1 protein-coding gene is annotated in these 16,637 nt (G+C 69.8%); it reads right to left on the reverse strand.

Features of this window, described 5'->3' with window-relative positions:
* The gene (locus NI2_RS12565; RefSeq protein WP_067489991.1) at positions 1-16,596 is read right to left on the reverse strand and encodes a non-ribosomal peptide synthetase; all 16,596 of its coding nucleotides are present in this window, start codon (positions 16,594-16,596) and stop codon (positions 1-3) included.
* Positions 16,597-16,637: the final 41 nt, after the last annotated feature.

Genomic DNA, 16,637 nt, shown 5'->3' on the forward strand with positions numbered 1-16,637 from the left:
CTATTCGTCGATGCGACGCAGGATCCGCGCGATTTCGGCGAGGGCGGCGGGTTCGGTCATCCGCCAGTGGGTGGCTGCGATCGGGTGGTTGTGCACCGTTGCGGTGACCGCGTCCGCCCACGATGTCGCACCGGTGGAGCCGGTCGGGTCGTCGGTGGCGGTGAAGTAGGTGAGGGGGCCGTGGAAGGGGCGGGGGCGGTAGGCGGCGTCGAGTGCGAGGGAGGTGGTCGCACCGTCGATGATCCGGTCGGCGCGTGCTTCGTCGACGGGCACGTCGGGTGCCGACAGCGCGCACAGTTGGCGGGCCAGGGCGCGTGCGTCGACCTCGTCCCCGGCGGCGAACCCGCCGAGGAGGTCGGCGGCGGTGGCTGCGGTGGCCGTCGCGGGTGAGGCGCTGGTGAGGCGGCTGTCGAGCATGCCGAGCAGCGCGACCTGTTCTCCGTCTTCCTGCAGATGCACCGCCATGGCGTGGGCGATCACGCCACCCAGCGACCAGCCGAGCAGGTGGTAGGGCCCCTCGGGTTGCACGGCGCGCAGGTGCTTGAGGTAGAGCAGTGCCCATTGTTCGATCGAATCCGGCAGCGGCTCGGCGGAACTCAGCGCCGGTGATTGCAGACCGTAGATGGGACGGTCCAGGTGCGCGGTGAGACCACTGAACGACCAGGCCAGGCCGCTGACGGGGTGCACACAGAACAGGGGTTCGCCGGTGCCCGTGGTGCGCAACGGCAGCAGGATGTCGAAGGCGGTGTCGGGGCCGGTGGAGTCCGTACCGGCCGCCCGTAGCGCGGTGAGGATCCCGGCGGGGGTGGGGGCGGTGAAGATCCAGCTGACGGGGACGGTCGCGGCGAGCGCGTCGCCGAGCTGGGCGGCCAGGCGGGTGGCGAGCAGTGAGGTGCCGCCGAGTTCGAAGAAGTGGTCGTCCATGCCGACCCGGTCCAGGTGGAGTACGTCGGCGAAGACCGCGCACACCGCCTGCTCCACCGCACCGGCCGCAGCCCGGTAGGTGCGGGCGGTGAACGTCGGCGCGGGCAGGGCATCGCGGTCGAGTTTGCCGTGCGCGGTGAGCGGAATTCGGTCCAGGACCACGATCGACGCGGGCATCATGTGGGCGGGCAGCTGGTGGGCGGCCCACTCGGTGAGCCGTTCGACGGTGACCGACTTGCCTTGTCCGGCGACGACATAGGACACCAGCACGGTTTCGCCGGTTTGATTGGCGCGGCCGAGGGTGACGGCGGACGCCACGTCGGGATGTTCGGTGAGGACCGAGTCGATCTCGGTGAGCTCGATGCGGAAGCCACGGATCTTGGTCTGGAAGTCGGTGCGGCCTCGGTAGTCGAGTTCGCCGTCGGCGGTCCAGGCCGCGAGGTCGCCGGTGCGGTACATGCGTTCGCCCGGGGTGAAGGGGTCGGCGACGAACCGTTCGGCGGTGAGATCGGGACGGGCCAGGTACTCGGTGGCCAATTGTGTTCCGCCCAGGTACAACTCGCCGGTGACCCCGGCGGGAACGGGGTTCAGGTGTGCGTCGAGAACGTAGACCCGGCTGTTGTGGACGGGTCGGCCGATCGGCACGGTGACGGTGTCGCGCGGTGTCACCCGGTGACTGGTGATCGACACGGCGGCCTCGGTGGGCCCATACACGTTGAACAGCGCTGCCTGTGGCGCCGCGGTCTGGATGCGGCGCGCCAGGGACACCGGCAGTGCCTCACCGATGGCGAGGACGCGGCGCAGCGAGCTGGGCAGTTCCTCGGTGAGCAGGGCATCGAGCATCGAGGGCACGGCGTGCAGGGTGGTGACGTTCTCGGTGCGCATCAGCTCCGCCAGATAGGCGGGGTCGCGGTGTCCGCCCGCGGACGCGAGCACGATGCGCCCACCACTCACCCCGGTGGACCAGAACTCCCACACCGACAGATCGAAGGTCGCGGCGGTCTTCAGCAACACGGCATCGTCGCCGCCGAGACCGAATTCGATGGTCTTCCACCGCAACTGGTTGACGATCGCGGTGTGCGGCACCGCGACACCCTTGGGGCGGCCGGTCGATCCCGACGTGAAGATCACGTAGGCGGTGTCGGTCGCCCGGACGGGGGCTACCCGTTCGGCGTCGACGACTGGTTGCGGCGAGTAGCCGCCCAGCTCCAGCTGCTCGACCGGCACGGCATCGTGCGAACCGGTCGCGGCGAGCCAGGTGTCGGCCTGGGTGAGGGTCAGCAGCGGGGCCGCGGTGTCGAGGATGTAGCGGGTGCGTGCCTGCGGTTGGTCCGGGTCGACGGGCACGTACGCACCACCGGCGGCGGTGACCGCGTACATCGCGACGACCAGATCCACCGAGCGCCGCATCGCGAGCGCGACCCGTGTTCCCGGCCCGACGCCGGCGGCGACCAGGTGGCGGGCCAACCGGTTGACCCGTGCGTCGAGTTCGGCGAAGGTCCAGCGCGCACCGTCGGCGACCAGGGCGACCGCGTCCGGGGTGGATCGGACGGTGGCCGCACGCAGCGAGGCCAGCGTGGCGGTCGGATCACCGTGTGGCACAGTGTGATTCCAGGTGTGCAGGACACGGGTGCGTTCGGCGGGGTCGAGTAGGTCGACGGTGTGCAGGGGCCGGTTCGGATCGGTCAGTACCGCCGAGAGCAGCCGGGTGAGCCGGTCGAGGAATCCCGCGACGGTGGCCGCGTCGAACAGGTCGGTGGCGTAGGTGCAGTACCCGCCGATACCGGCCGGGGCACCGTCGCCGCTGTAGCGGTCGGCGACGATCAGGTGCAGATCGAACTGGGACAGTTCGCGATCCAGCTCCACCGAGCTGACGCCGACCTCGGGCAGATCCATGCTGACCTGTCCGAGGTTCTGGAACGACAACCCGACCTGGAACAGCGGGTGCCGCGCGGTGGATCGGGCGGGGTTGAGGACCTCGACGAGCCGTTCGAAGGGGATGTCGGCGTGGGCGAAGGCCTGCAGGTCGATGTCGCGTTGCCGGGTGAGCAGGTCGGTGAAGCTCGCGCGGTGCTCGACGCGGGTGCGGAAGACGAGGGTGTTGACGAACATGCCGATCAGGTCGTCGAGCACCGCATCGCCACGACCGGCGACGGGTGTGCCGATGGCGATGTCGGTGCAGCCCGACAGGCGCGACAGCACCACGGCGAAGGCGGTGTGCACGGCCATGAACAGGGTCGCGCCGTGGGTGCGCGACAGTTCGGTCAGGGCGGTGTGGGTGGCGGCGTCGAGGGTGAACGGCACGCGGCCACCGGTATACGTCTGGACCGCGGGGCGCGGGCGGTCACGGGGTAGCTCGAGCTGGTCGGGCAGATCCGCCAGCTCGCGCTGCCAGTAGGCGAGTTGGGTGGCGGCGGTGGAGGTGGGGTCGGTTTCGTCGCCGAGCAGGTTCTGCTGCCAGATGGCGTAGTCGGCGTACTGCACGGGCAGTGGCGTCCAGGTGGGGGCCTGACCGTCGACGCGGGCACCGTAGGCAAGGACCAGGTCGCGGGTGAGCGGGCCACCGGAGAAACCGTCACCGGCGATGTGGTGCACGGCGACGGCGAGGATGTGTTCGTCGCCCGTGTCGAACAGGGCGGCGCGCAACGGCACCTCTGTGGTCACGTCGAAGGGCGATGAAACCAGTTCTGCGACAGCGGCATTCGGGTCCGTCGTGTCAGGTGCGAGCACCAACCGTGGCACGTCGGGATGGTCGATCGGCAGGACGACCTGCGCCGGTGCCTGATCGAGCATCGGGTACACCGTGCGTAGGATCTCGTGGCGGGCGACGACATCGGTGAACGCGCCGACCAGCGCGGCGGTATCGAGCGCACCGGTCAGTCGCAAGACGACGGGAATGGTGTAGGCGGCGGTCCCGGTGTCGAACCGGTTCAAAAACCACATGCGCTGTTGGGCGGGTGAGAGCGGAATGCGTTCCGGCCGTGGCTGGGCGCACAGCGCGGGCCGGGCCTGTGCCTGCGCCGAGGCGCTGATCGCGGCGGCGCATCCGGCGACGGTCGGTGCGGCGAACAGGGACCGCACCGGCACCCGGGTACCGACCGCGGCGCTCAGGCGTGCCGCCAGCCGGGTGGCGAGCAGGGAGTTGCCACCGAGGTCGAAGAAGTTGTCGTCGGCACCGACCCGTTCGACGCCGAGGACCTCGGCGAAGATCGCGGCGACCGTGCGCTCGGGCCCGGTGGACGGCTCACGGTAGCGGCGGCTGACGAATTCGGGTGCGGGCAGCGCTGTCCGGTCGATCTTGCCGGTGGCCGACACCGGAACATGATCGAGCACGACCACCGCCGCGGGCACCATGTGCGCGGGCAACAGCGTCGCTGCCCATCGGGTCAGGGCACCGGCATCGGGGGCGCGACCGGTCACGTAGGACACCAGGACCGTCTCTCCGGCCGGGTTCTCGGTGCCGAGGGTGAGGGCGAAACTCACCTGCGGGTGCCGCACCAGGACGGCATCGACCTCGCCGGGTTCGATGCGGAAGCCACGGATCTTGATCTGGAAGTCGCCGCGGCCCAGGTATTCCAGCTCGTAGCGGTCCTTGTGTACCCAGCGCACCAGGTCACCGGTGCGGTACATGCGCGCACCGGTCTCGCTCCACGGGCAGGCCACGAAACGTTCGGCGGTGGTCGCGCCGCGACCGCCGTAACCACGCGCCAGGCCGGGCCCGGTCAGGTACAGCTCACCGGTGACGCCGACGGGCACCGGTCGCAGCCGGGCATCGAGGACGAGCGCCCGCATGCCGGGTACGGGAGTGCCGATGGTGATGCGCTCACCGGCGCGCAGGACGGTGTAGGTGGCACCGATGGTGGCCTCGGTCGGGCCGTATCCGTTGAGGAAGGTGCGACCGGATGCCCACGCGGACAACAGTTCCGGTACTACGGCCTCACCGCCGGCCGACACGCAACGCAGGTCGGGCGGCCCGGCGGGATCAAGGGTGCTCAGTAGTGCCGGGGTGATGATCGTATGGGTGACACGTTCGGTGCGCAGCAGCTCGTCGAGTTCGGCGCCGCCGAAGGTGTCCGGTGGTGCGATGACGAGGGTGGCGCCCCGGTGGAAAGCGGTGGTGATCTCCTCGATCGACTGGTCGAAACTCGGTGAGCACACGTGCAGCATGCGGTCGTCGTGACGCAAACGCATCAGGTTCGCCGAGTGTGCGACGAGAGCGGCCAGACCGGTGTGGGTGACACACACACCCTTCGGGGTGCCGGTGGAGCCTGAGGTGTAGATCAGATAGGCGGTGTTGTCGCGGCGCAGCGGCCTGCGGCGGTGCCGGTCACGCACGGGAGTCGACGCACACGCCGCCGTCCGGGCGCGCACGGCCGGGTCGTCGACGACCAAGGCTCGCACCGATTCCGGAAGTACACGGGCGTGGGCGGTGACAGTGATCCCCACTTCGGCGCCGGAGTCGGAGAGCATGTGCCGGATGCGGTCGGCGGGGTAGTTCGGGTCGACGGGTAGATACACCCCGCCCGCCTTCGCGACCGCCCACAGCGCGAGGATCGCCTCGTAGGAGCGGGGCATCGCGCAGGCGACGACGGTTTCGGGGCCGACGCCTTCGCTGATCAGGACCCGCGCCAACCGGGAGGAATCGGCGTCGAGCGTGCCGTAGGTGTAGTCGGTTCCGTTGTCGCGCACAGCGATTCGGCGTTGCCCGAAGCCGGTGCCGCGGACGAGGAGCTGGGCGAGGGTACGTGCGGCGCGGTGGCGTGGCCCGGTGCCGATGCGCGCGAGCAGGTGGTCCTCGCCCCGCACCCCGACCGACAGATCACCCACCGGGACACCCGGACGGCGGGTGATGTCGGTGAGCAGACCGACCAGGCGGTGCGCCAGCACCGTCGCCGAAGACACCTCGACACCCGGGCCGTCGACGCCGACAGACATTCCGGTGCTCGATTCGGTCACCACCACCGTGAGATCGCGTGCCTCGGCCGACGGCACCGTCGAAGCACCGTCCGGGCGCACAGAATTGCGCAGTTCGAGGCGGAACTGTCCCAGCGAGCCGTGGTCGGCGCCGAGCAGATGGGTGAGGTCCTCGACCGGGATACCGGAGTGGGCGAGCGCCCGGGTCTCGGCCTGGTGCACGCGGTCGAGCAGCGTGCCGAATGGTTCGGTGGGGTCGATGTGGGTGCGCAGCAGAAGGTCCGAGGTGTCGAGCACGATGTCGTCGGAGCCCGTGAGCCGTGCGATCAGGATCGACACCGCGGCGCTGATCGCGCTGGACCAACCGGCGTCCGCACTGTCGGCCAGCCGCCGCAGATCTCGGTGCGTTGTCGCCGGGACGGGAAAACCCGACCGCGGGTGTTCTGTGTCGCGGGTGCCGAGTGCGTGATTCTGTGGTTCGACCCCCGACCCCGTACCGATCGTGCGGTGGTCGGGTGCGACCTCCGGCTCGGCACCGGCCACGCGCAGGCCGGTCGCGCGGTGGTGGGATTCGAATTCTGCACCGGTGTCGATCGGACGGCGGGTGGTGGCGCGATGCGCTTCGATGCGCCGCACCGGTGTGGCCAGGTCAGCGGTGTGGACATGCTCGGTGGTGTTGAGGTCGCCGCCGGTGTCGATCAACGCTTCGGTGGGCAGGGTGAGACGGCCGGGTAGGTCGGCGAGGGTGGTGCGCCAGAAGCGGGAGCGGGTGATCGGGTCGGTCGGGTTCGCGCCGAGCTTCGTCACGATATCGATCGCGCCTACCGACAGACCGGGATCGGCACCTCGATCAGACGCGATCGTCCCCGTGGCGGTCAGTGCGGACAGGGCGGTGCGCAGCCGGTCGGTGACGGCGCGCGCCACCTCGTCCGACACCAGGTCACGCCGGTATTTGACCTGTACCTGGGTGCGGGCGCCGAGGAAGACCAGGACGGTGATCGGGTAGTGGGTGTGGTCGGCACCTTGCAGGTCGTCGATGCGCAGTCCGTCGAGCGCGCCACCGGCCTGCTGCAGACCCTCGACATCGACGGGGTAGGACTCGAAAGCCAGCATGGTGTCGAACAATTCGCCACGACCGGCGAGCCTCTGGATGGCGCCCAGCCCGAGGTGGTGGTGGTCGAGCATGGTGGCCTGCTCGGTCTGCACCGCGCGGATCACCTCACCGACCGCACCGTCGATGCGCACGCGCACCGGGACGGCGTCGACGAACAGGCCGATCATGTCGCCGACACCGTCGAGCTGCGGTGGGCGCCCGGACACGGTGGCGCCGAACACGATGTCGTCGCGACCGGTACTCGCGGCGACGACCAGCGCCCACGCGGTCTGGAAGACCGTATTGGCGGTGACCTCGACCGACGCGGCGAAGGTGGTGAGCGCGGCGGTGGCGGTGGCGTCGAGGGCGAATTCGCACAGCCCGTAACCGGTTCCGGTGGGGCGTGGCCAGGTCAGCTCCGGGGCGAGCATGGTCGGTTCGACCCCGTGCAGCAGCTCCGACCACGCCTGCTCGGCGACGGTCCGGTCCTGGCGGCTGAGCCAGTCGAGGTAGTCGCGGTAGGGACGCACCTCGGGCAGGACGCTCGCGTCTCCACCGGTGGTGTAGAGGACGAGCAGTTCTTTCATCAGCAACGGCATGGACCAGCCGTCGAGCAGGATGTGGTGCCCGGTCAGCACGAGGCGGTTGCGTCCGGAACCGGTGCGGTACACCGTGAAGCGCAGCAGCGGCGCGACCGCCGGATCGAATCCGGCCGCCTGGTCGGTGGCGAGCAGACCGGCCAGCTCGGCCTCGGTCGTGTCGACCACCCGCACCGGTGCCTCGACGTCTTCGGAGATCACCTGCACGGGTGTGCCGTCGGGAGTGGTGACGAATGCCGAACGCAGGTTCGCGTGCCGGGTGAGGACAGCGGCCGCCGCGCGACGCAACCGGTCGACGTCGAGCTCGCCGGTGAGATCGACCATGAGCTGGATGACGTAGGCGTGCACCGATTCCTCGAGCATGTCGCCCAGCGCGAGCAGCGAATGCTGGAGCGGTGAGAGCGGCAGCACGTCCGACAGCCCGGGGTGATCGCGCCGCCAGGTGTCGAGTTCGGTTTGCGACACCCGGACCAGCGGCACATCGGACGGTGTCGGTCCACCCGCCTGCGGGTGGTTGGTGTGATCGGCGAGTGCGGTCAGCCAGTCCGACCAGATGTCGGCCAGCTCCCGAACCTCGGGTTCGTCGAGAATGCCGGTGGCGTAGCGGAAGTCGGCTTGCAGTCGCAGCCCGGTTTCGGTGGCGACCGCGATGGTGTTGATGTCGAGGACAGCGTTCGCGGGCAGGGTGGGGTCGTGGTCGACGTCGATGTCGCCGAGGTCGTCGGTGGGCAGCCAGTCGTCGTCGGCGGGGCCGGTGGTCACCGCGCGACCGAGGTAGTTGAATCCGATCTGGGCCACCGACTCGGTCGCGAGGTGCCCGGCGCTGCGCAGCAGCCCGAAACCGATGCCGTTGTCGGGCACGGCGAGCAGTTGTTCCTTGATCGTGCGCATGGTCGCGGCGAGCGCTTCGTCGTCGAAACTCGCCGGTCGCAACTCCGTCAGGTCGAGCACGACGGGATAGACGGTGGTGAACCAGCCGACCGTGCGGGTGAGGTCGGCGCCGGGGACGACGTCTTCCTGTCTGCCGTGGCCCTCGAGCCGCAGCCGCAGTGCGGGCGCGTCGACACCGCGACGGGCGCGCCACACGCGCACCGCGAGCGCGAGTGCCGCGAGCAGCCCGTGGTCGGCGCCGGCCCGGTACAGGGCAGGCAGTGTCGTGAGCAGGGGGTCGGTCACCTCGGGCGGGATCTGCACGGTGATCGAGCGTGTGGTCGCCTCGGTGTCGACTGTGCGATCGAGGGCGCGGGTGCCGAGCAGTGGGTCGGCGGTCGTGAGAGCGCGCCGCCAGTAGGGCAGTTCGGCGGTGCGGTCGACGGTGGTCAGTGCGTGCGCCCAGCGCCGGAACGAGGTGCCGATCGGCGGCAGCGTGATCGGCTGCCCGGCACGGTGTTGCGCCCAGGCCAGGATCAGGTCGGGCAGCAGGATGCGCCACGAGACACCGTCGATGACGTAGTGGTGCGCGGCGACCGCGAGCACGTCACCGCCGCCGTTGCCACGAACCCAGGTGAACGCGATCATGCGGGCCGCCGCCGGATCCAGCGTTGTCAGCGCGGCATTCATCGCCCGGGTACCGATGCCGGTGAGGTCCTCGCCCGCTTCGATCTCGCCGATCAGCTCGTCGACCGGCACCGCGTGTGGTTCCAGCACCTCGAGCTGCCATCCGCCGTCGAGCTCGCGCAGCCTGGCGCGCAACATGTCGTGGCGCGCCACGACGGCGGCGATGGTGGCGACCAAACCGGCACGGTCGATGCCGTCGGGCAGGGCCAGCACCATGGTCTGGGCGAAGCGGTCACTCGATCCGGTGGACAGGGATTCGGTGAGCACGGGTGTCAGCGGTACTTCGCCGACACCGCCGCCGGGGAGTTCGGCCAGGGTGATCGTGGCCGGTCCGTCGGTAGTCGCGACCCGGGCCAGGGCGGCGACGGTGCGGTGCTCGAAAACGTCTCGGGTGGAGAAGGTGATGCCCGCGGTGCGCGCCAGCGACACCAGCTGGATCGACAGGATGCTGTCGCCACCGATCGCGAAGAACGACTCGTCCGCCCCCACCGACGACAGCCCGAGTACGCGGGCGAACAGGTCGGCCAGGCGTGTTTGCATCGCACCCCTCGGCGCGGTGGTCGTCTCGGTGACGGTCATCGGGTCGGGCAGGGCTTTGCGGTCGAGTTTGCCGTTGGAGGTCAACGGCCAGGCATCCAGGACCACGATCGCCGACGGCACCGCATGGGCGGGCAGATGGCCTGCCGCGTAGCCGATCAGGTTCGCCGGATCGGGCGTGGCATCGTGTGCCGCAAGCACATACGACACCAGGGTGGTCGATCCGGCGGGCGTGCGTCGGCCGACGGTGACGGCGCACTCGACGTCGGTGTGCCCGGTCAGCACGGCATCGATCTCGCCCGGTTCGATGCGGAATCCACGCACCTTCAGCTGGGTGTCGGCGCGGCCCACGTACTCGAGGTCGCCGGTCGTGCGCAGACGAACCAGGTCGCCGGTGCGGTACATGCGGCTGCCGGGGAGACCCCACGGGTCGGCGACGAAACGGGCCGAGGTGGTGACGGGCTGGTTGCGGTATCCGCGGGCCAGGGCAGGGCCCGCCAGATACAGCTCACCCGTGACACCCGGTGCGACCGGATTCAGCCGTGCGTCGAGGATCACGGCATGTGTGCCGCGCACCGGGGTGCCGATCGTGATCGGTTGTCCCGCAGCCAGTTCGGCGTAGGTGGAGATGATGGTGGTCTCGGTGGGTCCGTACCCGTTGAGGTAGCGGCGGTGCGGGCCCTGCCATCTCGACAGCAGTTCCGTTGTGGTCACGTCACCGCCGACAGACAGGGACACGAGGGCGTCCAGACCGGCCGGGTCGAGGGTGCCGAGTACGGCCGGGGTGATGATCGCGTGCGTCACCGCCTCGGCCGCGAGCAGGTCGGCCAGTTCGACCCCACCCACGATGTCGGACCCCACGATCACCAACGTCGCGCCGGTCGAGAAGGCACACAGCCACTCGAGCACCGACGGGTCGAACCAGGGTGAGCAGATGTGCAGGAAGCGGTGATTCGGCTCGAGGCGGTAGCGCTCGACCGCCTCGGCCACCAGCGGACCCAGGCCGGCATGCGTCACTGTGACGCCCTTGGGCAGGCCCGTGGATCCGGAGGTGTAGATGATGTAGGCCGGGTGGTCGGCGCGCAGCGGGGTGCGGCGGTCGCGGTCGGTGATCGGGGTACTCGACCGGGCGGCGCAGGACTCGGCGAAAGCGGGGTCGTCGAGGACCAACCAGGTGATGTCGGTGGGCAGATGCTCGAGGTGGGCGCCGACGGTGATGCCGATCGTAGCGCCCGAATCGGTGACGAGGTGGTGCAGACGCTGGACGGGGTTGGCCGGGTCCATGGGCACGAACACACCGCCTGCCGTGGTGATCGCGACAGCGGCGGCGACCATCTCATAGGAGCGCGGAAGTGCCACGGCGACAGGGACTTCCGGGCCGACGCCGTGCGCGATGAGTTCGCGGGCCACGCGTGCGGTGTGCTCGGTCAGCTCGCCGTAGGTGGTCGAGTGCCCGTTGTAGCGGATCGCGACGCGGTCCGGTCCGAGAGTCGCGCCCGTGGTCACCAGGTCGGGGAACAGCGATGTCGGTGCCTCGGTGCTGGGGCGGGTGAGCAGTGCCGTGTGTTCGGCGGTGCTGAGAATCGGTAAGTCACCGATAGGGGTTTTCGGGTTCTCGACGGCGGCCGCCAGGAGGCGAACCAGGCGCTCGGCGAAGGAATCGATCGTCTGCTGATCGAACAGGGCTGTGTCGTAGGTGAATTCGGCGCCGATTTCGGCGGGTTCGATGTGGGTGTCCATAACGTCGGTGTCGACCGACAACGTCAGGTCGAAGGACGTCTCGTCACAGTGACGTGTGGTGGCCGGACGGAGCATGACGCGAAGCAGAGGGTGCGGTGCCGCCGCGCGGTGGCTTTCCGTCGACTCGGGTTCGCTGAGGTGCGGGGCGCAGTGGTCTGCGTGGGCGGAGTGCAGCGCCACCATCTCATCGGTAGCGATCCCTGGTCGCGCCATGGCTTCGTCGACGACCATTGATGCGTCGGTGAGCAGGCGCTCGAACTCGGCGGCGGCGAGGACGCGCAGACGCAGCACGCGGTGTGCGGCAGAAGAGTACGGGGCTGCGATGACGATGTCGTCGGTGCCCGACAGTCGTGCCAGCAGTGTCGCGAAGGCCGCATACACAACGCTGAACGCCGTGGAGTCGTAGGTGCGGGCGGTACCGTGCACCCCTCGGCACACCTCGGCGGGAACAGTGAAGCCCACCCGTCCGGGCCGCTTCGTGAGGTGCCCGGCACCGCGGTCTGCCGATTCGACAAGGCAAGCAGGGTCGGACGGTTGCCCCGCCGCGGGTGTGGCGGGTGACGACTCGCTACCGTCCGACGAAACCCGGCGGGGACGCTCCGTCGGCAGCGGCAACTCCAAGGGCAGGTCGGTGAGCACCGCACGCCAGTACGCCACGTCCGAGATCGGATCACGGTGGTGCGCAAGGGTTCCCAGCAGCTCGCCGGCGGTGCGTTCGGGGCAGTGCACGATGGCGTCGAGGACTGTACGCAACCGGTTCGCCAGTGCCTCGGCGATATCGGCGCCGATCGCCTCGAGCCGGTACTGCAACCCGACCCGGATCCCCGCTCCGACCTCGATGCCGACCGCCACGGGGTAATGGGTGGCGTTGGCGGCCTGCACGTCGACGATCTCGAGACCGTCGATCGAGCCGTGTGCCTGCCGCATCCCTTCGGTGTCCACCGGGTACGACTCGTAGGCCATGAGTGTGTCGAACAGTTCCCCGGCGCCCGCGACCCGCTGTATATCGGTCAGCCCCAGATGGTGACCGCCCAGCAGCGCGATCTGTTCGGACTGCACCCGCGACGACAACTCCCGCAACGACGCGTTCTCGCCGATTCGTACCCGGACGGGGATGGTGTTGGCGAACAGGCCGACCATGCCGTCCACACCGTCGAGCTGTGGTGGGCGCCCCGACACCACCGCGCCGAACAGCACATCGTCACGGCCCAGCGCCCCGGCCAGGACCAGTCCCCATGCGGTCTGGAACACCGTGTTGACGGTGACCTCGGTGGCCGCGGCGAAACCGGCGAGTTCCTGGGCGACATCGCGCGACAACTCCACGACCGACATCGCGTGGCCGGGGGCGGCGTCGGTGGGTGGGACGGTGGCGGTGAGCAGGCTCGGCTCGTGCCCGTCCAGGGCGGCGCGCCAGCTCTCGAGGGCGGCGGTGCGGTCCTGGTCGGCGAGCCAGGCGAGATAGTCACGGTAGGGGCGCACGTGCGAAAGCAGTGTTGGCGCACCGTCGGCGGCGTAGCAGACGAGCAGTTCGCGCATGAGCAACGGCATGGACCACCCGTCGACCAGCAGGTGATGCGCGGTCACCACCAGATGCAGGCTCGCCGGCCCGCGATAGACGGTGAACCGGAGCAGGGGTGGGGCGGTCAGGTCGAACCCGATGCGGGATTCGGCGGCGAGCAGTGCGTGCGGGTCGGTGCGGTCGGTGTCGACGACGCGCCACGGCACCGTCACGTCGTCGACCACGAAACCGACCGGGGTACCGGCCGTTGTCGTCGTGAAGGCGGTGCGCAGGATGCCGTGCCGGTCCAGCACCGCCCCCGCCGCCCGGCGTAGCCGCTCGAGGTCGACCGCACCGGTCATCTCGACCGCCAATTGCACCAGGTACGGGTCGGTCGGCGACACCTGCGCCAGGAACAGCAACCCGAGCTGCAAGGGAGCCAACGGCACCATATCGCTGAGGCCGGGACGGGTGCGCTGCCAGTCGTCGAGTTCGGCCTGGGTGACGTCGACCAGCGGCACATCGGCGGGCGACAGGCCACCGGCCGCCGGATGGTCCAGATGTTCGGCGAGCACCGTCAACGCCGAGGTCCAGCAGTCGGCGAGCTCGCGCACGTCCGCCTCGTCCAGGATCAGCGACGCGTAGGAGAACGAAGCACGAAGCAGCACACCGTCTTCCGTGCCGACAGCTACCGCGTTGATGTCGACAACGGCGGTAGCGGGCAGTTGCGGGTCCTGGTCGGCGGCCGGTTCGCCCCAGTCCGCGGTCGGCAACCAGCTGTGGTCGGTGGCGTCGCCGGTGGAGATGCGGCCGAGGTAGTTGAACCCGACCTGGCCCAGCGAACCCGTTAGCTCGGTCGCGGGATCGAGGTGGCGCAGGATGCCGAAACCGATGCCGCGGTGTGGCACCGCGCGCAACTGTTCCTTGACGGCCTTGACCACCGACGCGGTCTGCGCGCCCGGTTGCCATGCGCCGTCGGCGTCGACCTCGCTCAGGTCGAGCGCCACCGGGTACATGCTGGTGAACCAGCCGACGGTCCGCGTCAGGTCGGCGCCGTCGACGGCGGATTCCTCACGCCCGTGACCTTCCAGGCGCACCCGGGTGGTGGACGCGTTCACGCCTCGATGGGCCCGCCAGCTCCGCACCGCCATGGCCAGCGCGGCGAGGAGGCCGTCCTCGGCGCCTGCCCGGTAGCGAGCGGGCAGGTCGGTGAGCACGGCACGGGTGATGTCGGCGGGGATCTCGACGCTGAACGTGCGCACGGTCGACGCGGTATCGATAACCGGGTCCAGCCCACGTTTCCCCAGCAGCGGGTCGGCAACCCCCAGGGTTCGCTGCCAATGGTCGAGTTCGTTGCGGCGCCGTGGTGCCGACTCGACCAATCCGTGCGCCCATCGACGGAACGACGTACCGACCGCGGGTAGCGCGATCGGTTGACCCGCCGCGTGCTGCGCCCACGCGGTCACCAGGTCCGACAGCAGGATTCGCCACGAGACACCGTCGATCACGAGGTGATTGGCTGCCACGATCAGCCCGTCGGGGCCGTCGTCGCGGGTCAGCCACGCGAAACCGATCATCCGGTGGTCGCGCGGATCCAGTGACGCGAGGACGGCATCCATCGCCGCGGCGGCGATGTCCTCGGGCCCTTCGAAACGTTGCAGCAGGTCGTCGACCGGGACACCGCCCGGCGGCAGCACATCGAGCGACCACTGCCCGTCGATCCCGCGCACTCCGGCGCGCAGCATGTCGTGATGATCGACGACAGCGGTCAGGATGCGAACCAGCGTCGGCCGATCGATGCCCTCGGGGAGGGCGAGCACCATCTGCTGGGTGAATCTGCCGAACACGCTGCCGTCGGCGAGGGTGGCGGCGAGCACCGGTGTCAGCGCGACCTCACCCATCCCGCCGCCGGGCAATTCGGGAAGCGCCGGAGCGGCATCGTCGCCGAGCGCGGCGACCCGGGCCAATCCGGCCACGGTGCGGTGCTCGAACACCTGCTGCGGGGTGAACGAGATGCCCGCGTGGCGTGCGCGGGTCACCAGCTGGATCGACAGGATGCTGTCGCCACCGGCGGCGAAGAACGAATCCTCGGCACCGACCCGCTGCACGCCGAGGATCTGGGCGAACAGTTCGGCGATCGCCGTTTCCACCGGCCCCTCGGGTGCGCGGGAAGTCGCGGCGGCGAAAACCGGTGCGGGTAGGGCATTGCGGTCCAGTTTGCCGTTCGGGGTCAGCGGGATCTCGTCGAGCGCCACCACGAGCGTGGGCACCATATGACCCGGCAGGGAGGACCCGACGAAACGGATCAATTCCTCGGGGTCGATCGCGGCACCCTGCTCGGCGAGCACATACGAGACGAGCACGGTCGCCCCGGAATCGGCTTTCGCGCCGATGGTGACGGCGTAGTCGACATCCGGATGCGCGGTGAGGGCCGCGTCGATCTCGCCCAGCTCCACCCGGAAACCACGGATCTTCACCTGGAAATCCGACCGGCCCAGGTACTCGAAGTCGCCGGTTTCCGTGCGCCGCACGAGGTCACCCGTGCGATACATCCGCGCTCCCGGCGCCGCGAACGGTGCCGCGACGAACCGCTCGGCCGTGAGCCCCGGCCTGCCGCGGTAATTCTGCGCCAGCGCCGGACCCGACAGATACAGCTCACCGGCCACCCCGACGGGGACGGGGCGCAATCGCGCGTCCAGCACCACCGCACCGATCGCGGGGAAGGGGGAGCCGATCGTCACCGGCTCACCGGGTGTCAACGCGGCGCTGCCGGTGGCCAGCACGGTCGCCTCGGTGGGGCCGTACCCGTTGAAGAACGCGCGACCCTGCGCCCAGCGCTGGACCAATGTCGGCCCGAAGGCATCACCGGCGACCACCACGACCCGTAACTCGTCGAGCCCGCGCGGGTCCACCGATTCCAGGGCCGCCGGGGTGATGAGCATGTGCGTCACCCGTTCCCGGGCGATCAGCTCGGCCAGCTCCGGGCCCGCGTAGACCTGTGGCGGCGCGACAACGAGTGTGGCACCGGAGTTGAACGCCACCAGCAGTTCCAGCACGGATACGTCGAAATTCGGAGAACACACGTGCAGCACTCGTGCCGAGGCATCGACCGCATATCGTTCGCGGGCCGCCGCGACCAGACCGGCCAGGCCGGTATGCGTGACGACCACGCCCTTGGGTCTGCCCGTGGAACCGGAGGTGTAGACGACGTAGGCGGGGTGCTGGTCGGTCAGCGGGCGCACCCGGTCCAGATACGAGATCGGATGAGCCGGCTGGGCGGCGATCCGTTCGGCGTCGGAATCGAGCTCGAGCCAGACGATCGACTCGCCGAGGGTCGGCCGGTGTGCCGCGCAGGTGAGGCCGAGGACCGCGCTGGAGTCGGCCAGCAGGTAGGCGATGCGCTCGGCGGGTAACGACGGATCGACGGGCACGTAGGCGGCACCGGTTTTGGCGACCGCCCACACCGCCGCCACCGATTCGATCGAGCGGGTGAAACCGAGCGCCACCACGTCGCCCGGGCCGATGCCACAGGCGAGCAGCTCTCGCGTCAGCCGGGCGGAGTACTCGTCGAGCTCGGTGTAGGTGAGCTCGCGGCGGGCACCGTCGACGGGGGAGAAGGACAGGGCGATCGCGTCGGCGGCGGTGTCCACCGCGGCGGTCAGCAGCTGTGCGAAGAGGGGAGCGCCCGGCTTCCGATTGCCTCGACCACGCGGCGACCGACGAACTTCACCCATCCGAGTACAACATCCTCACCTGTCCGGCCCACCACTGCCTG

The organism is Nocardia ignorata NBRC 108230 (assembly GCF_001612905.1).
Lineage (GTDB): Bacteria > Actinomycetota > Actinomycetes > Mycobacteriales > Mycobacteriaceae > Nocardia > Nocardia ignorata.

Excerpts from the sequence above, each read along its gene's own strand:
- NI2_RS12565 (WP_067489991.1), bottom strand. The coding sequence starts at position 16,596 with ATGGGTGAAGTTCGTCGGTCGCCGCGTGGTCGAGGCAATCGGAAGCCG.